Origin of the sequence: Saccharopolyspora antimicrobica (assembly GCF_003635025.1) — a bacterium.
Lineage (GTDB): Bacteria > Actinomycetota > Actinomycetes > Mycobacteriales > Pseudonocardiaceae > Saccharopolyspora > Saccharopolyspora antimicrobica.
The window spans coordinates 7,159,034-7,177,029 of the sequence record NZ_RBXX01000002.1; the positions used below are offsets into that span (position 1 = coordinate 7,159,034).

Genomic DNA, 17,996 nt, shown 5'->3' on the forward strand with positions numbered 1-17,996 from the left:
CCTGTTCTGGGTCCACGTCCGGGAAAAGCTCTAGCACAACCGCAGCTCGGCGATGCGGTGCGTGCCCCGCTCAGCGTTCGTGCGGCGGTGCCGAACGGCGTCGCGAGAGCGCGTCCGCACCGGCGGCGGCGACCAGCACCAGGCCGGTGATCACGTTGACCGGGGCGGCCGGGAAACCGAGCAGGTTCAGCCCGTTCTGGACGGTGGCCAGCACTGCACCGCCGAGCACCGCGTCCGCCGGCCGTCCCTTGCCGCCGAACAGCGAGGTGCCGCCGATCACCGCTGCGCCCACCGCGAACAGCACCAGGTTGCCGCCGCCCGCGCTGCCGTCGACCGAACCGGTCTTGGAGGTGTAGACGATCGCCCCGACGGCCGCGACCGAGGAGCAGATCACGAACGCCGTCATCCGGATGCGGGCCACGTCCACGCCCGCCCGGTGCGCGGCGACGCGGTTGTCGCCGATCGCACGCAGATGCCTGCCGTAGCGGGTGCGGTCCAGCACGTGGGTGCCGACGACCAGCAGGACCAGGATGATCGGCACGACCAGCGGTACGCCCCGGATGGAGGCCAGTTCCGGGTGCGGCGAGCGGTCCAGCACCAGCAAGAAGGTCGCCAGCCCGCCGCATCCCAGCACCGCCACGACCTTCGCGACGACCAGCGCGGTCGGCTGGGCGACCAGACCGTGGCGCAGCCGGACCAGGTGCCGGTGGCCGACGACGACGGCGTAGCCCGCACCGGCGATGCCGAACAGCGCCCAGCTGGCCGCCGGACCGAGGTTGCCGTTGGCGACGGCGAACAGCTCCGGGCTCTCCCGGACGGAGATCGTCCCGCCCGGGCCGACCAGCTGCAGCACCACGCCGGACCAGGTGATGAACAACCCGAGCGTGACGATGAACGACGGGATCCGCACCTTCGACACCGCGAAGCCGGTGACGCACCCGATCGCCGCGCCGGTGCTGACCGCGAGCAGCATCTCCAGCCACGGGTTCGCCCCGAACCCGCCCACCAGCAGCACCAGCGCCAGCGCGGAAAGCGCCGCACCGAGCCAGATCCGCAGCAGCAGCGCGAGCAGCGCCGCGCCGGCGAGGGCGAGCGCGAAGGCGGCGAACACCGCCGTGCCCATCGCGCCGAGCAGGTTCCCGTCGTGCTGGAAGTGCAGGGCCAGCAGCGAGGCCGCCACGCCGGAGGCGGTGCCCGCGGACAGGTCGATCTCGCCGAGCAGCAGGACGTAGACCAGACCCATCGCGATGATGGTCTGCCCAGCGCCGTGCTGGAGCAGGTTGGCCAGGTTGTTGAGGGTGAGGAAGTCCTCCGACAGCGCGGTGAACAGCACCAGCAGCGCCGCCAGCACGACCAGCGCGGGCAGCGCGCCGAGGTCGCCGCGGCGGAGCTTGCCGACGTAGTCGCGCACCGCCTCGCCGGTGCCGCGCGAGGTGGTGTCGATGCCGAAGTCCGCCACCGGGGTCGACACGCGTTCGGTCATCGTCGCTCCTCAGACCGCCGGCCGCGCCAGGCCGAGCTCACCGGAACGCCCGGCGGTCATCAGCTCGACCACCTGGCGGTGGGTCAGATCGCGGGCGGGCAGCTCGGCGGCCACCCGGCCCAGGTGCAGGATCGCGACGCGGTCGGCGACCTCGAACACGTCGGACATGTTGTGGCTGATCAGCACCACGCCGAGGCCCTGCTCGGCCAGCCGCCGGATCAGGTCGAGCACCTGGCGGGTCTGGGCGACGCCGAGCGCGGCGGTGGGTTCGTCCAGCACGACGACCCGGCTGTTCCACAGCACGGCCCGCGCGATGGCCACCGCCTGCCGCTGGCCGCCGGAGAGCGAGCCCACCTTCGCGCGCACCGATCCGACAGTGCGCACCGACAGGGAGCGCAGAGTGTCCCTGGCCGCCAGTTCCATCCCGGTCTCGTCGAGCAGCGCGCGGTGTCCGCGCTCGCGGCCGAGGAACATGTTCTGCACGACGTCGAGGTCGTCGCACAGCGCGAGGTCCTGGTGGACGGTTTCGATGCCCAGCTCGACCGCGTCGCGCGGGTGCCGGATCTGGACCGGACGGCCGGCGAAGCGCACTTCGCCGCGGTCGATGCGGTGCAGGCCCGCGATGCACTTGACCACTGTGGACTTCCCGGCTCCGTTGTCGCCGATGAGCGCGGTGACCTCACCGGCCCGGACGGTGAGGTCCACACCGCGCAGCGCGCGGACCGCGCCGAAGCTCTTGTCGACCCCGCGCAGGGCCAGGATCGGTTCGTGCATCCCCCGCGCTCCTCTCAGCTCGTGATGCCCAGCTGCCGGCACGCCGCGGCCGGCTCGCCGCGGCAGATCTCCTCGGTCCGGATGCGGCCGGGCCCCAGCACGGACTTGATGTCCTCCCGCGTGATCAGCCGCGGCGCCAGCAGCACGGACTTGACCTCGCGCCCGGTCACCGGGTCGCGAACCAGTTGCCCGGCAAGCGAATCCGCTGTCGCGCGGTCGCGCCGGGCCAGGGCACCGGCCAGCTCCGCGGTGACCGCGGCCTCCTGGTGGATCGGTTTAAAAACGGTGGCCGCCTGGTGACCCCGCAGGATCGCGCGCAGGCCGTCGACGGTCATGTCCTGACCGGTGACCGGGACCGATCCGGCCAGGCCGTACTTCTGCAGCACGGTGATCACCGAGGCAGCCAGGCCGTCGTTGGCCGCCAGGACGCCGTCCACCCGGCCCCCGTTGGCGGTCAGCAGCTGCTCGAAGACGCGGCCACCGGCCTGGTTGTCCCAGCCCTCGACGAACCTGCTGCTCACCAGCCGCAGCTGGCCCGAGGCGTAGCGGGGGCCGAGCTGTCCGGACTGGCCGCGGTGCACCAGCGCGGCGTTGTGGTCGGTGCTGGCCCCGCCGATCTCGATCACCTGCGCGCCGGGCCGCTCGCGCAGCGCGTCCGAGAGCGCACCGGCCTGGAGCTCGCCGACCGCCTCGTGATCGAAGCTGACGTAGTAGTCAGCGCTGCCACCGGCGTTGAGCCGGTCGTAGTCGATCACCGGCACGCCCTGCCGCTGTGCGCGCTGCTGCACGGTCGCGCCGACGTCGCCGCTGGGCGCGGCGATGATCAGCACCCGGACCCGCCGGCTGAGCATGCTGTCGGCGATCTGGGCGAACTTCTGCGCGTCGCCCTGCGCGTTCTGCACGATCGGCGCCAGCCCACGCTCGCGCAGCGCCTCCCGCAGCAGCGGCTCATCGGAGTGCGCCCACCGCGCGGAAGTCGCTGTGTCGGGCAGGATCACGCCGACCCGCGGCGCGTCGGCGGCGACCGGTTCGCTCGGCGCGGACGGCGGCGGCGCGTTGTTCCCGCAAGCCGCCAGCAGCAGCCCGAGGCTGCAAGCCACCGCGGCCAGCACCGCGGGCGTTCTCCGCATCGAGCAGCCTTCCCACTCCGACTCAAGTCACCTGAACGTTGCGGCTGACAACTTATGCCACAACACCCGGCACCCAGAAGTTGACCTGATCGGTACAGCGCCGAGATCTGCGGGTTCCGCCGTTCGAGTCACCTCCGGAGCGCGGTGCTGCGATCCTGGGGCGCCGGACTTCCAGCCGAAGGAGCGTCTTTGTCCGTCCACCCCTTCTACGAAGCGCGAGTGCTCGACCTTGCTCCGGACCGGTGGTGGGTGACGCTCCGGGTCTTCGTCATCGACTACGACGCCGAGCGCAGGTGGCACGCCGAACTGCCCGACGACACCGGCTTCTTCCTGTCCCTGCTGTGGGAAGGTGCGGACGGCGGCGGTCCGCTCGGCGGTGCGGTCGCCTGGCAGGAGTTCGCGGACGACGGCTGGCTCGCGTTGAACGCCCGGTGGTTCGTCCACGAGGTCGAGCGCCTCGCCGTCCGCAACCACCCGCTCTCCGACGAGGACTGGGAGCACATCTCCTCGTGCCAGGAGCAGACCGGCGAACTGGACGGCAGCGGGCCGGACGAGGACCGTCTGGTGCAGGCCGACTACAAGGTGCGGGTCACCGATCCGCGCTGGCTGGAGCACCTGGCGCCCGGTCTGAGCTGGAAAGGCGGGTACTACCCGAACCCGGCCCGCCGGTTGCGCGCCGACGACGCCCCGCACGTACCGGATCTCACTGCACCGGAGGCCGTCCTCACCCCGTTCACCGGCTACGACTACCCCCACATCGTGACGTCCGCCTTCTCCGATGACGGCCGCCTTCTCGCTGCCACCAGCGAGGACGGCGACCTGGTCGTCTACGACACGGGCGATTGGTCCGAGCGGCTCCGCACCTCACCCGCAGCGGCCGGGCGGGAGATCATGTGGGCACCGGGGCAGCACGTGATCACGCTCAAGGAGGACGAGGACGACGAGGTCCGCCCGTGGGCCTACGACCTCGACTCCAACACCGAAACCAACCTCCCGGTGCAGCCGGGGCGCGTGCGCTCGCGCACCGGCGCCTTCCGGGTCGAGTTCGGCGACGGCCGGGTGGACTTCGTCTCCGGGCAGTCCTCGCCCGATCGCGCGGTGCGGCTCGGCGACGAGTCCTCCGACCTGGTCATGGACGTGGCGTTCAGCGCGGACGAGACCCGGATGTTCGTCGCCCACGACTCGGAGGTGCACGTCATAGAGCCCGCCACCGGAACGATCCTGGACACCATCACCGTGCCCGGCGACTGGCTCAGCGCAGTGGCCGCGAGCCCGGACGGCGCGTACCTGGCCGTGGCGGCGGAGGACTGGAACGACGAGTGGAAGAGCACGCCTGACATCTACCGGGTGGCCGATCGCGAGCTCATCATGCGATACCCGTCGAAGGACCTCGCACAGGACGGGTTCCACCCCCACGCCCTCGCCTGGTCTCCCGACGGTGCCCGGTTGGCGGCCATCGCCGAGGACGAGATCCACCTCTTCCGCGTAGGCCTGCCGGACGAGCCGCCCGCCGGGCTCCGGCGCGGGGATCAGGCGCGCTCGAAGCCGTAAGCGCGCTCGACCCTGGCGACCTCGATGCGGTAGTCGGCGTACCAGCGCTCCTTGCCGAGCCGCTGCGCTTCGAGGTGCTCGGGGTCCTGCTTCCACGCCGCGATCGATTCCGCGTCGGTGTAGTAGATGACGAGCAGCTCCCGGCCGTCCGGTCCGGTCTGCGACTCCCGGCCCAGGTACCCGGGCTGGCGCGCGCCCAGTTCGGCCATGCGCTCGGACATCGCGTCGTAGCCGTCCAGGTCCTCGTCGTTGAGTGCACTGCTGATGATGACCGCGTAGTACGGCGGTTCGGGCCGGGTGAAGGTCACCGGCCAAGCCTACGACCGCAACCGCCGCGGTTCGAACGAATAATCGTCAGCTCGCGGGCAGGACGCGGCCGGTCACCTCGCCGAAGCCGATCCTGGTGCCGTTGGCACCGGGGGCGGTGGCGGTGATGGTGACCTCGTCGCCGTCTTCGAGGAAGGTGCGCTCCTGGCCGCCGATGCGCACCGGTTGCGCACCTCCCCAGGTGAGTTCGATGAAGGCACCGCGCTGGTGCTTCTCCGGGCCCGACACGGTGCCCGAGGCGTAGAGGTCACCGGTGCGGCTGGCGGCCCCGTTGACCGTCAGGTGCGCCAGCATCTGGGCCGGGGACCAGTACATCTCGCGGTAGGGCGGGCGGGAGACCTCGTGGCCGTTCCAGGACACCGCGAGGTCGATGTCCAGGCCCCACGGCTCCGGTTCCTTGAGGTACGGCAGCGGCTCGGGGATCTGCGCCGGGGTCGCCACCCGCGCCTGCTCCAGCGCGAGCAGCGGGACCACCCACGGCGAGACCGAGGTGGCGAAGCTCTTGCCCAGGAACGGGCCCAGCGGCACGTACTCCCAGGCCTGGATGTCGCGGGCCGACCAGTCGTTGACCAGCACCGCGCCGAACACCCTGGTGGCGAACTCCGCGATCGGCACCGCGGTGCCCAGCTCGGAGCCGGTGCCGACGACGAACCCGAGCTCGGCCTCGACGTCCAGGCGGCGGCACGGGCCGAAGGTCGGCGCGTCCTCGCCCGGTGCCCTGCGCTGACCGCTGGGGCGGACGACGTCGGTGCCCGACACCACCACCGTTCCGGCGCGCCCGTGGTAGCCGACCGGCAGGTGCTTCCAGTTCGGCATCAGCGGTTCGGAGTCCGGGCGGAACAGCCGCCCGAGGTTGGTCGCGTGGTGCTCGGAGGCGTAGAAGTCGACGTAGTCGGCGACCTCGACCGGCAGGTGCATGCGCACCTCGGCGACCGGGTGCACCGCACCGTCCGGCACATCGCCCGAGACGAGCTCGGTGATCTGCTGCCGCACCCGCACCCAGCGGTCGTGGCCCTGGGCCATGAACGCGTTCAGCGTCGGCTGCGCGAACACCTCCTCGCCCAGCGCCGCCGCCAGGTCCACGACGGAATCGCCCACCCGGACGCCGACGCGCGGAGCGCTCCCGGGAGTGGAGAAGACGCCGTAGGGCAGGTTGGCGAGTCCGAACAGCGAGCCGTCCGGGATGTCCATCACGAGCCGGTCCCTCCTCCGCAGCGCATCGAGGTGCTCACCCCTGCGGCCCCCGCCCCGCCCAGGTCCAGGCGTAACCGGGGTCCTCGGCGGCGCGGCCGCCCTCGCCGAGCTCCAGCGGGCGGAAGGTGTCGACCATGACCGCCAGCTCGTCGAAGAACTCCACGCCGATGCTGCGCTCGTAGGCACCCGGCTGCGGGCCGTGCGAGTGACCGCCCGGGTGCAGCGAGATCGAGCCCTGCCCGATGCCGGAGCCCTTGCGCGCCTCGTAGTCCCCGCCGCAGTAGAACATCACCTCGTCGGAGTCCACATTGGAGTGGTAGTAGGGCACCGGGATGGACAGCGGGTGGTAGTCGACCTTGCGCGGCACGAAGTTGCAGATCACGAAGTTCTGGCCCTCGAAGACCTGGTGCACCGGCGGCGGCTGGTGCACCCGGCCGGTGATCGGCTCGAACTCGGCGATGTTGAACGTGTAGGGGTACAGGCAGCCGTCCCAGCCGACCACGTCGAAGGGGTGCTCGGGGTAGACGAACCGGGTGCCCACGATGCCGCGGCTGCCCCGGTGCTTGACCAGCACCTCCACGTCGGTGCCCGCGCCCAGCAGCGGCTCGGTGGGGCCGAGCAGATCGCGCTCGCAGTAGGGCGAGTGCTCCAGCAGCTGGCCGAACTTCGACAGGTAGCGGCGCGGCGGCGTGATGTGCGAGTTGGCCTCGATGCAGTACGCGCGCACCGGTTCCTCGCCCTGCGGCACCCAGCGGTGCGTGGTTGCCCGCGGCAGGATGACGTAGTCGCCCTGTTGGAAGGGCAGCGCGCCGAACACCGTCTCGACCACGCCCGCGCCGGACTCGACGTAGACGCACTCGTCGCCGATCGCGTTGCGGTACAGCGGGGAGGCAGCGCCCGCGACGGCGTAGGAGATCCGCACGTCGGCGTTGCCCAGGACCAGCCGCCGCCCGGTGACCACGTCGTGGCGCTGCCACTCCTGACCGCCGAACAGCTCGTGCAGCTTCAGGTGCCGCGGGCGCAGCGGGTGGTTGGGCTCGGTCTCCAGGTCCGGCAGCTCCCAGACGGTGGAATCGACCACCGCCGAGGGCAGGTTGCGGTGGTACAGCAGCGAGGAGTCGCTGGAGAAGCCCTCCTCCCCCATCAGCTCCTCGTAGTAGAGGCCGCCGTCGGGCCTGCGGTGCTGGGTGTGCCGTTTCGGCGGGACCTCGCCGATCTGCCGGTAGTACGCCATCGACCCGTCTCCTCGCAGCGGCCCCGGAGTCCGGCTCGTCCGCCACCACCCCGGGGGCAAAACCAGTCACCGCACTTACTACCACGGGCAGCCGCGTCGAGCCCCGTCTGAGACGACCCCACCCCGGCTCAGTGTCAGGTTCCGGCGGCCCGCCTCGAGGAACTCCCCCAGCTCGATCGGGTGCCCGACCACCACGGCGGGCAACCGCTCCGGCGTCGCGCGGCGTCCGGGGTGTACACGTGCCCGGCCACCGCCACACCGTTGCTCGGGAAACGCACATCCGCGATCGACTCCGTGGAAGCTCACCGGGTCGGGGACCGCACGTCCTGCTCCGGGCACCGCACCCCGGTGAGAAACCACTCTTCGCCCCTTCCGGGCGCCGGTTGAGAGACGGTTTCATCCCGGGAGGAATCCTTCCTCCGCTCCGCCGGCTGAGCCCGCTCTCAGCGTCTCAGCGTTATCTCAGCGCACATCAGTCACGCTGGACCCAGGACTCGACAGGAGGACTCGATGAAGCGAAGAAGCGTGGTGCTCACCGCGACCGCGGGCACGGCGGCCGGAGTGCTGGGCCTGACCGTGCTGGCGTTGCCCGCCGGTGCCGGTGCGGCCCCGGAACTGCCGCCGGTGGCGGCCGAACAGCTCGTGGAGTCGGTGATGCGCGCCGATCCGCCGGCGCTCACCGGCACCGTGTCGGTGGACAACGCACTCGGCCTGCCCGCACTGCCGGGTGGCGAGGCGTCGCAGCTGCTCGCCGACGGGACCAACCGGTTCCAGGTGTGGGCCGACGGCCAGGGCCGCCACCGCGTGTCGGTGCCCTCGCACGGCGGCGAGCTGACGATGGTCGACGACGGCACGACCGCGTGGAAGTGGGATTCCGGCGAGCAGACCGCCACCCGCACCCAGCACCCGGAGCGCGCCGGGCACGGGGCTCCCGCCGATCCGGCCGCCGCGGCGCGCGGGATCATCGGCGAGCTCCGCAAGACCAGCGAGGTCTCGGTGGACGGCACGGCCAGCGTCGCCGGCCGCGACGCCTACGAGCTCGTGCTCACCCCGAAGCCGACCGAGCGCACGCTGCTGCGGCAGGTGCGCGTCGCGGTGGACGCCGAGAAGCGCGTTCCGCTGGAACTCTCGGTGCTCACCAACGGTTCTGCCGATCCGGCGCTGAAGATCGGCTTCACCAGCCTCGACATGACCGCCCCCGATCCCGGCCTGTTCCGGTTCGAACCGCCGGCGGGCGCGAAGGTCGAGGACGGCTCGCGGCACGCGCCGGAGCCCGGCGACCACGCGGTGCCCGAGCACCAGGTCGTCGGCGAGGGCTGGGACTCGACGCTGGTCACCAAGGTGCCGGAGAGCCCGGAGCTGCGTCAGGTCGCGGAGCGGACCGGCAAGCCGGTCAGCGGGCCGTGGGGCAACGGCTGGATCCTCGGCACGGCGGCCGGCAACGCGCTGCTGACCTCCGACGGGCGGGTCGCGGTCGGCGCCGTGCCCGAGCAGGTGCTGGTCGCTGCGCTCGGCGAGGTCCGATGACCAGCGCGGTCGATCCGGCGAGGTCGTCGTCCGCCATCGCGGACGGCGGCCTCGCCGCCCGCACCACCGGCCTGCGCAAGACCTACGGGCGGACCGTCGCGGTGGCCGGCGTCGACCTCGCCGTCCCCCGGGGGGGTGTGGTCGGTGTGCTCGGGCCCAACGGTTCGGGCAAGACCACCACGATCCGGATGCTGCTCGGGCTCACCGCACCGAGCTCGGGCACCGTGGAGCTGCTCGGGCACCAGCTGCCCGAGCACGCCGGGCGGGTGCTGCCCCGGGTGGGCGCGCTGGTCGAAGGGCCCGGTTTCCACCCGTTCCTGTCCGGCCGGGAGAACCTGCTGCGCTGCGCGGTGATGGAACCCGCGCTGCGCGGCCCGGAGATCCGCGATGTCGTCGAGCAGGCGCTGGAGCGGGTCGGGTTGAGCGCCGCGGCGGGCCGCCGGTACCGGGGCTACTCGCTGGGCATGAAGCAGCGGCTCGGCCTGGCCGCCGCGCTGCTGGTGCCGCGCGATCTGGTGGTGCTCGACGAACCGACCAACGGGCTGGACCCGGCGGGCACCCGCGAGATCCGCCGGATCATCGCCGAGCTGCACGCCTCGGGCACCACGGTGCTGGTCTCCTCCCACCTGCTGTCGGAGATCGAGGCGACCTGCACCCACGTCGCGGTGCTGCACCGCGGATCGCTGGTGGCGCAAGGCGAACTGGCGGGCATGCTGGAAGCCGGCGCGCCGCACCTGCTGGTGTCCACTTCGGACACCGACGGCGCGGTGCGCGCGCTGCGCGACAAGAGCCTCAAAGCCCGCGAGGAGAGCGGGTGGATCCGGGTGGAGCTCACCGGTGCCGAGTCCGACGAGGTGATCGCGATGCTCGTGCACTCCGGCGTCCCGGTGCGCGAAGCGCGCCGCTCCCGGACCGGTCTGGAGGACCTCTTCGCACGACTGACGGAGGAAGAGCTGTGACCGCGATCGACCTACCCGCGCGGACATCCGCTCCCCTCGCGCGGCAGCTCCTGGCCGAGACGCGGTGGGTGCTGCGCCGCCCGCGCAACCTGCTCGCGCTGCTGATGCTGGCCGCGCTGCCCGTGCTGCTGGGCACCGCGATCGCGCTCACCGCCGGACCCGGTGGCCGCGGCGGGCCGTCGGTCCTCTCGGCAGTGGCGGGCAACGGGCTGGTGCTGCCGGTGGCCGCCATCATGCTCGCCCAGTCACTGCTGCTGCCGCTGGTCGTGGCGATGGTCGCGGCCGATGCGCTGGCGGGCGAATCGGCGCACGGCACGCTGCGCGGCCTGCTGCTGGCGCCGGTCGGGCGGGTGCGGCTGGTCGGCGTCAAGGCGTTCGGCGTGCTGGTGCTGGCCGTGCTCGCCGTGTCCGTCGTGGCGATCAGCGGTGTGCTCACCGGGCTGATCGTGGTCGGCGGCGGTGATCTGGTGACGTTGTCGGGCACCACGGTGTCGTTCGGCTCCGCGCTCGGCCGGGTCGCGCTGGCGGTGGCCTGGACGGCGGTGCAGATGGCGGCGGTCGGCGCGATCGCGCTGGCGCTGTCCTCGCTCACCGAGCACCCGCTGGTGGTCGTCGTCGCCACGATGGGCGGGCTGATCACCTTCGGCGTGCTGGGCACCATCCCGGCGCTGGACTGGCTGCAGCCGGTGCTGATCACCACCGACTGGTCGGCGGTGCTGGACGTGCTGCGCGATCCGGTCGGCTGGGAGGCGATGACGACCGGCCTGCTGCGCGCGGGTTGCTACCTGGTCATCGGGTTGTCCGCGACGGTGGTCCGCATGGTCACCAAGGACGCCTGAGAGCTCGTCGGCGGCAGAACGACGCGCCGACGAGCTTCGTACGGGTCAGCGCAGCACTGCGCAGAGTTCCAGCCAGGCGGCTTTCAGCAACAGGCGAGTGGTGCTCGGTCGCTGCCACGAGGTCCGCGTCGACCGCGGCCGGTGTAGGAGCACGTGAAACCTTCCGTTGTCGGGTCGAGCGCTCCGGCGCTCGGCCCGTTTCCCCGACGCCTGGCAAGACTCCGTTGTCCTGCCAGGCCGCACCCGGCCGGGAACGCGCCCCGTCCGCTTCGTGCGACCGATACCTTGCCCGCTACCGGCGGGTCGGGCAAGGACGTTTTCGCCCGATCGGCCGAACCTGGCACGCCGCGCGACGGCTGCCCAGGGTTGAGCGGTAGAAGGTGTGCGACACCCTTGTGTCAATCGGAGTCCTGCTCAACCGCACCTCAGGGGACCGTGATGCAACCCAGCCACGAGAAACCGCGAAACGCGAGAACGACCCGAAACGCAACCACCGCTGAAAATCGCGGAGAGGCGGACATGGGAGAGGCGGGACTGCGCGCATGACCGACCGATCGACGCCACCGGTGTTCGCCCGCGTGCTGCCCCTGCTGACGTCCGTCCCGGACGACCCGGACTTCGAGCACGGTTACCTGGATCTGCTCGGCGGCCAGTCCGGTGCTCCGTCCGGGCCGATCCAGTCCTTCTGGGAGTCCGGGCCCGGTTCCGGCCTCTACGACCACGTGCAGTCGATCGCCCGCCGGGTGGCGCCGGCCTGGTACCGGATCCCGGCCCGCAGCCGCCCGCCCGAAGGCGGCCGGGTGCTCGACATCGGATGCGGTCCGGGCAACGCCACCGCCGCGCTGGGCCGCCAGGTCGGCCCGGACGGGCTCGCCATCGGCCTGGACATCTCCCGGCCCATGCTGGCGCGGGCGGCGCGCGGCGAAACCTCCGGCAACGTCGGGTTCATCCGCGCCGACGCGCGCGACCTGCCGTTCCCGGAGGGCACCTTCGACCTGGTCACCAGCTTCGCGGCGCTGCAGCTGATCCCGGCGCCGGAGGAGGTCCTGGTCGCGGCGTGCCGCGTGCTCGTGCCCGGTGGCTGGCTGGCGGTCATGGTGCCGACGCCGCACGACGGGTTCCTGCACGTGGTGTCGCGGCTGGTCGGCGACCGCACCGGGCTGGCCTTCTTCGACCCGGACCAGATCGCCGAGCAGCTCGACGACGCGGGCATGCGCTCCGTGCACACCCACCGGACCGGCCCGGTGCTCTGGATCAACGCCCAGCGCCCCGCCTGACGGCGATCACGACCGGCGGAGGTTGGGCCGGGCCTTGCTCAGGTAGTCGTCGATGGCCGAGAGGTTGTCGCTCAGCGCCTCGACGCGCTGCTGGATCTTCGCCCGCTCGCGCTCCAAGTTGGCCAGCATCTCCGGGGCGACGACGCGCATGTGGATCGCGCCCGGCCGGTCGAGGCACGGCAGGATGTCGCGGATGATCCGGGTCGGGATCCCGGAGTCCAGCAGGCCGCGGATCTTGCCCACCCGGTCTACCGAGCCATCGCCGTAGACGCGGTGCCCGAGCTCGTCGCGCTCCGGGCGGATCAAGTCCTGCTCCTCGTAGTAGCGCAGCAGCCGGACCGACACCCCGGTCCGCTCGGCCAGTTCACCGATCCGCACCCGTACCTCCTCGCGTCCGCATACCGCCATTATCCGAACCGGCCGGGGTGCGCCGGATCACGCTTGTCCTCACACCGGTGTGAGGTGCGCAGGGTTGGGCGCATGGAACTCGGATCGAACCGCGCACTTCCGCTCGGCGCCCTGCTGGCGTTCGCCACGGTGGTGCTGCTGGGCTGCCTGACCGAAACGCTGCCCGCCGGTGTGCTGCTGCCGATGAGCGCCGATCTGCGGGTTTCGGAGTCGCAGGCCGGTCAGCTCGTCGCGGTCTACGCGATCAGCACGGCCGCGACCTCGGTCCCGCTGACCGCGCTGACCCGGCGGCTGCCGCGGCGCGCCCTGCTGCTCGGCCTGATCCTCGGGTTCGCGGTGGTCAACGCCGTCACCGCGCTCTCGCCGTGGTATCCGCTGACGCTGGTGGCCCGCGTGCTCGCCGGTGCGGTGTCCGGCGTGATGTGGGCGATGATCGCCGGCTACGCGATGCGGATCGTGCCCGCCGAGCGGGCCGGGCGGGCACTGGCGATCGCGATGGCGGGCACCCCGATCGGCTTCGCCCTCGGGGTGCCCGCCGGGACGGTGCTGGGCGAACTCCTGGGCTGGCGCTACGCGTTCGGCGCGATGTCGGTGATCGCCGTCGCGCTGGTCGGCTGGGTGCTGTGGCAGGTCCCGCCGCTGAGCGGGCAGTCGGTGCAGCGGCGCGCCGGAATCCGGGATGTCCTCACCACGCCCGGTTTCCGCACCGTGCTCGTCATGACGTTCGCCCTGGCGCTCGGGCACAACGTCCTCTACACCTACATCGGCCCGGTGCTCGCCGACGCCGGCCGGATCGGGCTGCTCAGCACCGCGCTGCTGGTCTTCGGGCTCGCCTCCGTGCTGGGCCTGTGGATCGTCGGATCGGTCGTCGACCGCCGGTTGCAGCTGCTGATCCGCTGCTCGACATCGCTGGTCGCCGTCGCCGCGGCGCTGATCGGCGGCGCCGCGCAGTGGCCGGTGGCGCTGCTGCTCGCCGTGGCCGTGTGGGGTGTCGCTTTCGGCGGTGCGCCGACGATGTTCCCCGCCGCGGCGGCGAGAATCGCCGGACGTGACGCCGACCTGGCGCAGTCGCTGACCATCACCGTCTGGAACGTCGCGATCGCGGCGGGCGCCTACCTCGGCGGGGCGGCGCTCGACCTGGCGGGCAGCGCGGCACCGCTGCCCTGGCTGGCAGCGGCCTTGGCCGCCGCGGCGTTCGGGATCGCTGTCCGGCGGAACGCGTTGCGGGACAGCTGAGCTCAGCCCAGCGCGTTGTACTGCTCGATGAGCCGGTGCAGCAGCGCTCGGGCGTCCGGGCCTTCGAGGGAGGCCGACAGCAGGACGTCGAAGAGCCGGTCGAAGCGGTCCAGGTCTTCGGGATCGGTGATGGTCATCTCCGTGTTCACCGTTTCCACCAGGGCCATCTCGTCGATGATGACGAAGCCGTGCTGCGGGACCGCGCTCAGCTGCACGTCCATCGGCAGCACCGCCAGCCGCAACGTCGACATGCCCGCCAGCGCCAGCAACCGGTCCAGCTGCCCCACCATCACCTGCGGCGGCGCGATCGGATGCCGCAGGCCCGCTTCCGAGCACACGATCTGCACCTCGGTCCGCGGCCGGTAGAGGACTTCCTGCCGGGCCATCCGGCGCTCGACGGACTCGGCGATGTCCAGCCGGTTCCCGTGCAGCACCGCCACCGCCTCGAACATGTGCCGGGCGTACTCGGCGGTCTGCACCAGGCCCGGCACCATCGCGATCTCGAACAGCCGGATGCGCTCGGCGTCGTGCTCCAGCTGCTTGCCGTACTCCTGCCGGGCGCTGTTGCCGGTGCGCAGCTGGCGCTTCCAGCTCGCCGCCTCCAGCCGGATCTCGCGCAGCTCCTGCCGCAGCTCGGCCTCGACCGCTTCGTCCGCGCCGGTCAGCCGGCAGTAGACCACCACGTCGGCGTCGGCCACCGACTGGTTGGCGGTCTCCATCCGCGAGACCTTCGACGCGGTCCAGCCGGCCCGTTGCGCGAACTGCTTGCCGGACAACCCCGCTTCCACGCGCAATCGCCGCAATGCGTCGCCGAACGCCAGGCGGCGGGTTTCGGAATCACTCACCGGCGCCTCCCGAGATCGTGCCGGTAGACGAACAACGGCACCGCGTGCTCGCAAGCGGCGCCCCACCAGTTCCGGTACTGGTTCACCTCCCCCGGGCTGGCGATGATCTCGGTGCCAGCGAACCGCTGGTCCTCGAAGTGCATCAGCGCAACCCGCGCCTCGTCGAAGAGCCAGAAGTCGTGGGCGGGCAGGCCCAGCGAGCGAGCGCGGGACTCGGTGAGCACCCGCACGTCCTCGCCCGCGGCGACGTTGGCGCGGCCGACGTCGAGCTGCCACAACTGGTATTCGGTCGGCGGTTCCCGGTAGACGCGCACCCGGGCGATCAACCGCCCCGCCCGGGTCGCCGACGCCACCTGGTCCAGCCAGGGGCGCAGCCAGGCCAGGTCATCGTGCTGACCGGCCCGCCAGCGCCGCCAGGGTTCGGCCTCGGCCGGCTGGCGGTAGGTGCCCTGGCACTCCCACCGCCACGCCCGATGCCGGAACGAGCGCAGGAGTTCGTCGAACTCCGCGCCCGGTAAGACCCATGAGCTCACGGCGCCGCCTTCGGCACGAAGACGTCGAGCAGGGCGGCTGGAACCTCGACCGCCGTCTCGTGATCGGGCAGACCGCGTTCGCGCAACGCGGCCAGCGCTTCCGGATCGGTGACCTTGTAGCCCTGAACGACGTAAGTGCCCTGGTCGGTGCTGTAGAGCGTGGGGCAGGTTCCGGCGTGGGACGTCGTTCCCTGGAAGGTCAACTTCACCTGTTCCTCCTCTTTCGGAAGACTCATGCATCGTCCGTGCAATACGTGCATTCGGTCAAGGCTCGGGGCACTCCGCAACTCGGACAGCCGAACCGGGTGACGGGCAGTTGCCGTGATCCACTCGGCCGTTCGGCTGGAATTCCAAGATGATTGCGCGGATTGCTTGAAATGCTGATGCGCTCGTTCCCATACTGGCGACTACCGGGGGACAGAGACCGAGAGGCGGGCGAGCACGTGAACATCAGCCGGTTCCCGATGGGCACGATCCCCCTCCCGCCCGCCTCTCGCCCGGCACCAGGAGCGGCGGCGTGATCGGACTGCAGCAGACCGAGCGGCACTACTGGTTGCCCGCTCCGGATCCGGAAACGGGCGTCTTCGCGCGGCACGCCTTCCACGGCCGCCGCTGGGAGGGCCAGCCGGTGGACGTGGCCGCGTGCGGCGCCGAGGTCGCGATGGCCTCGCCCAGCGAGATGGACTGGCGGACGGCGCCGACCTGCATGGCGTGCAACGAGTTCCTCAAGAGCCGGCAGACCGCGCCCTGACGCGGCCCCACGAACCTCCGGCCCGGTGCTGAACCCCGACTCGCACCGGGCCGGACCCACCATACTCCACAGTGGACTCAGATGGCGGAGGTGGCGCATCCGGGCGAATGACAAACCCGCCCGGGAGCCGGAAACTGGCTGCGGCTGGCGTGATCGGGCCAGCCCCGCCAGAGGAGGTCCGATGCGTCGCGGCCGACCGCCGACATTCGGCGTCGAGGAGGAATTCCTGCTGCTGCACCCGGGAACGGGGCATCCCGCCCCGCACGCGCCGGAGATCCTGCGCCAGGTCGGCCACGCCTTCACCGCCGAGCTGGCCGAGTTCCAGCTGGAGTCCAACACCCCCGTCTGCCGAACCGCCGACGAGGCGCACCGCGCGCTCACCGCGGCGCGCCAGGAGCTGGCCGAAGCGGCTGACCGGCGCGGTTCGCTGCTGGTGTCCACCGGCTTCGCCCCGCTCGGCCTGCCCGATCCGCTGCCGCTGACGGACAAATCCCGGTACCGCACCATCCGGGAACGGTTCGGCCAGCTGCTCGACTCGCACACCGCAGCGGGCTGCCACGTGCACGTCGGGATGCCCGACCTGGCCTCGGCCCTGGCGGTGTCCGATCACCTGCGGCCGCACCTGCCCGCGCTGCTGGCGCTGACCGCGAACTCGCCGTTCTGCGGCGGCCGCGACACCGGGCACGCCAGCTGGCGGAGCGTGATGTGGTCGCGGTTGCCCTCCGCCGGGCCACCGCCGCTGCACCGGAACACCAGCTCCTACCGGCAATCGGTGCAGCTGCTGCTGAACAGCGGAGCGGCACTGGACCGGGCGATGGTCTACTGGCTGGTCCGCCCGGCCGAACATCTGTCCACTTTGGAGTTCCGGATCGCCGACGCGACCGGCACCGCCGAGGAGTCGCTGCTGCTGGCACTGCTGATCCGGGCGCTGGCGACGATCGCGCTGCAGGACGTCGCCGAGGGCCGCCCACCGGCCGAACTCCCCGATCAGCGGCTGCGGCTCGCGCTCTGGCGGGCAGCGCACGACGGACTGGAGGGCGACGGCCTCGACGCGGACGGTGAGCTGGTCCCCGCCCGCTTCCTGGTGGAAAAGCTGTGCAAGACGGCGCAACCGGCGCTGGAGGCCAGTGGCGACAGCGCGCGCGTCGACGACATCCTCAGCCGCCTGTTCCGCCACGGCAGCGGCGCTCAGCGCCAGCGGCGAGCGCACGAACGCCGCCACGACATGGCCGACGTCCTCGCCCTGCTCGCCGAGCAGACCCGCACGGCACTACCGGACTAACCCCCGCAGAAGACGCACGCGCGGTACCACTCCAGCGGGCTGAGAACGCGGTGCTCGACGCACGAGGCCGGCAGCACCTCCGGGTAATCGGGGAAGTCGCCCGGGAACCGGGCCGGGGTCGTCATGTCGAACTCCAGCACCATCTCGCGGAAGTCGCGCAAAAAGCCCGCCGCGAACGGAGGGTCGTAACCGAGTTCGTCCCAGCGGTGCCGGGACAGAGCGAGGTTGACCGTGCGCAGCACGAACCGCCGGTTCGCCTCCTGCTCCTCCGCGGTGTCGCCCCAGTCGACGTCCTCCAGCCCGAAGCCGACCGCACCCCGCCCCATCACGTTCTGGTCCAGCTTCGCGATCGCCGCGGCGAACCTGAAGTCCCACCGGCGCTCCGCCGTCGCCGCCACCGCGAGCGCCATGACTTCGGCGAACACCTCGGTGCCGCCGTTGGACATGTAGATGTCCCGGTCGCCCGAGCTGATGCTGTTCCCCACGCTGCCCAGCCTAGGCACCGGATTCGGCGCCCCGGAACGCAGGAGGGCCGCGATCGCAGTGCGATCGCGGCCCGCTCCCCCCTTGAACCCCAGTGGCGTTCTAATGCACAGAACGCTTGTCAAGCATTAGATCAGCTGGGTTCGGCAGCGTCAAGAACTCC

Annotated in this window: 19 protein-coding genes; 8 read left to right on the forward strand and 11 right to left on the reverse strand. The window is 71.7% G+C overall.

Annotated features, from left to right (window positions below; translation table 11 throughout):
* Nucleotides 1–70: 70 nt before the first annotated feature.
* From ATL45_RS33875 to ATL45_RS33885, 3 genes are read right to left on the reverse strand one after another with little or no spacing between them, the layout of a single operon-like run.
* Nucleotides 71–1,483 (reverse strand): sugar ABC transporter permease, encoded by a 1,413-nt coding sequence (locus ATL45_RS33875; protein ID WP_093146808.1) that lies wholly within the window; start codon nt 1,481–1,483, stop codon nt 71–73.
* 9 nt (nt 1,484–1,492) lie between these two features.
* On the reverse strand, nt 1,493–2,257 hold the full coding sequence (locus ATL45_RS33880; RefSeq protein WP_093146809.1) for an ATP-binding cassette domain-containing protein: 765 nt from the start codon (nt 2,255–2,257) through the stop codon (nt 1,493–1,495).
* A gap of 14 nt (nt 2,258–2,271) precedes the next feature.
* Complete coding sequence (locus tag ATL45_RS33885) at nt 2,272–3,387, reverse strand: sugar ABC transporter substrate-binding protein (RefSeq protein ID WP_093146810.1); 1,116 nt, start codon at nt 3,385–3,387, stop codon at nt 2,272–2,274.
* A 189-nt stretch (nt 3,388–3,576) separates the two neighbouring features.
* Here ATL45_RS33885 and ATL45_RS33890 point away from each other — a divergent pair, with 189 nt between their 5' ends.
* Nucleotides 3,577–4,938: a WD40 repeat domain-containing protein gene (locus tag ATL45_RS33890; RefSeq protein ID WP_093146811.1), complete on the forward strand. Its 1,362-nt coding sequence runs from the start codon at nt 3,577–3,579 to the stop codon at nt 4,936–4,938.
* Here ATL45_RS33890 and ATL45_RS33895 read toward each other — a convergent pair.
* The 3 genes from ATL45_RS33895 to ATL45_RS33905 are packed head-to-tail and all read right to left on the reverse strand — an operon-like array spanning nt 4,917 to nt 7,693.
* Nucleotides 4,917–5,246, reverse strand: a complete 330-nt coding sequence (locus ATL45_RS33895; protein WP_093146812.1) for an antibiotic biosynthesis monooxygenase family protein — start codon at nt 5,244–5,246, stop codon at nt 4,917–4,919. The two genes, ATL45_RS33890 and ATL45_RS33895, sit on opposite strands and share 22 nt — an antisense overlap.
* A 46-nt stretch (nt 5,247–5,292) precedes the next feature.
* Nucleotides 5,293–6,456: a fumarylacetoacetase gene (gene fahA / locus ATL45_RS33900; RefSeq protein WP_093146813.1), complete on the reverse strand. Its 1,164-nt coding sequence runs from the start codon at nt 6,454–6,456 to the stop codon at nt 5,293–5,295.
* A 37-nt stretch (nt 6,457–6,493) separates the two neighbouring features.
* On the reverse strand, nt 6,494–7,693 hold the full coding sequence (locus ATL45_RS33905) for a homogentisate 1,2-dioxygenase (RefSeq protein WP_093146814.1): 1,200 nt from the start codon (nt 7,691–7,693) through the stop codon (nt 6,494–6,496).
* Nucleotides 7,694–8,203: 510 nt separating this feature from the next.
* Here ATL45_RS33905 and ATL45_RS33910 point away from each other — a divergent pair.
* The 4 genes from ATL45_RS33910 (at nt 8,204) to ATL45_RS33925 (ending at nt 12,295) form a co-directional block, all read left to right on the forward strand.
* On the forward strand, nt 8,204–9,220 hold the full coding sequence (locus tag ATL45_RS33910) for a LolA family protein (RefSeq protein ID WP_093146815.1): 1,017 nt from the start codon (nt 8,204–8,206) through the stop codon (nt 9,218–9,220).
* Nucleotides 9,217–10,179, forward strand: a complete 963-nt coding sequence (locus ATL45_RS33915) for an ABC transporter ATP-binding protein (protein WP_093146816.1) — start codon at nt 9,217–9,219, stop codon at nt 10,177–10,179. The genes ATL45_RS33910 and ATL45_RS33915 overlap by 4 nt, the downstream gene beginning before the upstream one ends.
* Nucleotides 10,176–11,018, forward strand: a complete 843-nt coding sequence (locus ATL45_RS33920) for an ABC transporter permease (protein WP_093146817.1) — start codon at nt 10,176–10,178, stop codon at nt 11,016–11,018. Before ATL45_RS33915 ends, ATL45_RS33920 begins: the two co-directional genes overlap by 4 nt.
* A gap of 542 nt (nt 11,019–11,560) precedes the next feature.
* Nucleotides 11,561–12,295, forward strand: a complete 735-nt coding sequence (locus tag ATL45_RS33925; RefSeq protein ID WP_093146818.1) for a class I SAM-dependent methyltransferase — start codon at nt 11,561–11,563, stop codon at nt 12,293–12,295.
* A 6-nt stretch (nt 12,296–12,301) separates the two neighbouring features.
* On the opposite strand, the gene ATL45_RS33930 is transcribed toward ATL45_RS33925, so the two are convergent.
* Complete coding sequence (locus ATL45_RS33930) at nt 12,302–12,673, reverse strand: MerR family transcriptional regulator (protein ID WP_093146819.1); 372 nt, start codon at nt 12,671–12,673, stop codon at nt 12,302–12,304.
* 102 nt (nt 12,674–12,775) lie between these two features.
* Between ATL45_RS33930 and ATL45_RS33935 the strand changes: the two genes are divergently transcribed.
* The gene (locus tag ATL45_RS33935; protein ID WP_093146820.1) at nt 12,776–13,939 is read left to right on the forward strand and encodes an MFS transporter; all 1,164 of its coding nucleotides are present in this window, start codon (nt 12,776–12,778) and stop codon (nt 13,937–13,939) included.
* Nucleotides 13,940–13,941: 2 nt separating this feature from the next.
* On the opposite strand, the gene ATL45_RS33940 is transcribed toward ATL45_RS33935, so the two are convergent.
* From ATL45_RS33940 to ATL45_RS33950, 3 genes are read right to left on the reverse strand one after another with little or no spacing between them, the layout of a single operon-like run.
* Nucleotides 13,942–14,784 (reverse strand): helix-turn-helix domain-containing protein, encoded by an 843-nt coding sequence (locus ATL45_RS33940; protein WP_093146821.1) that lies wholly within the window; start codon nt 14,782–14,784, stop codon nt 13,942–13,944.
* Nucleotides 14,781–15,317, reverse strand: a complete 537-nt coding sequence (locus tag ATL45_RS33945) for a DUF6879 family protein (RefSeq protein WP_093146822.1) — start codon at nt 15,315–15,317, stop codon at nt 14,781–14,783. Before ATL45_RS33945 ends, ATL45_RS33940 begins: the two co-directional genes overlap by 4 nt.
* Nucleotides 15,314–15,526, reverse strand: a complete 213-nt coding sequence (locus tag ATL45_RS33950) for a hypothetical protein (protein WP_235863867.1) — start codon at nt 15,524–15,526, stop codon at nt 15,314–15,316. The genes ATL45_RS33945 and ATL45_RS33950 overlap by 4 nt, the downstream gene beginning before the upstream one ends.
* Nucleotides 15,527–15,834: 308 nt before the next feature.
* On the opposite strand from ATL45_RS33950, the gene ATL45_RS33955 reads away from it, so the two are divergent.
* Nucleotides 15,835–16,068 carry a hypothetical protein gene (locus ATL45_RS33955; RefSeq protein WP_246025703.1) on the forward strand — a complete coding sequence of 78 codons (234 nt, stop codon included), beginning with the start codon at nt 15,835–15,837 and terminating at the stop codon, nt 16,066–16,068.
* Between the two features lie 181 nt (nt 16,069–16,249).
* Nucleotides 16,250–17,350 carry a carboxylate-amine ligase gene (locus ATL45_RS33960; RefSeq protein ID WP_093146824.1) on the forward strand — a complete coding sequence of 367 codons (1,101 nt, stop codon included), beginning with the start codon at nt 16,250–16,252 and terminating at the stop codon, nt 17,348–17,350.
* Here ATL45_RS33960 and ATL45_RS33965 read toward each other — a convergent pair.
* Nucleotides 17,347–17,835, reverse strand: coding sequence for a hypothetical protein (locus tag ATL45_RS33965; RefSeq protein ID WP_211841362.1), 489 nt, complete (start codon nt 17,833–17,835; stop codon nt 17,347–17,349). The two genes, ATL45_RS33960 and ATL45_RS33965, sit on opposite strands and share 4 nt — an antisense overlap.
* Nucleotides 17,836–17,996: the final 161 nt, after the last annotated feature.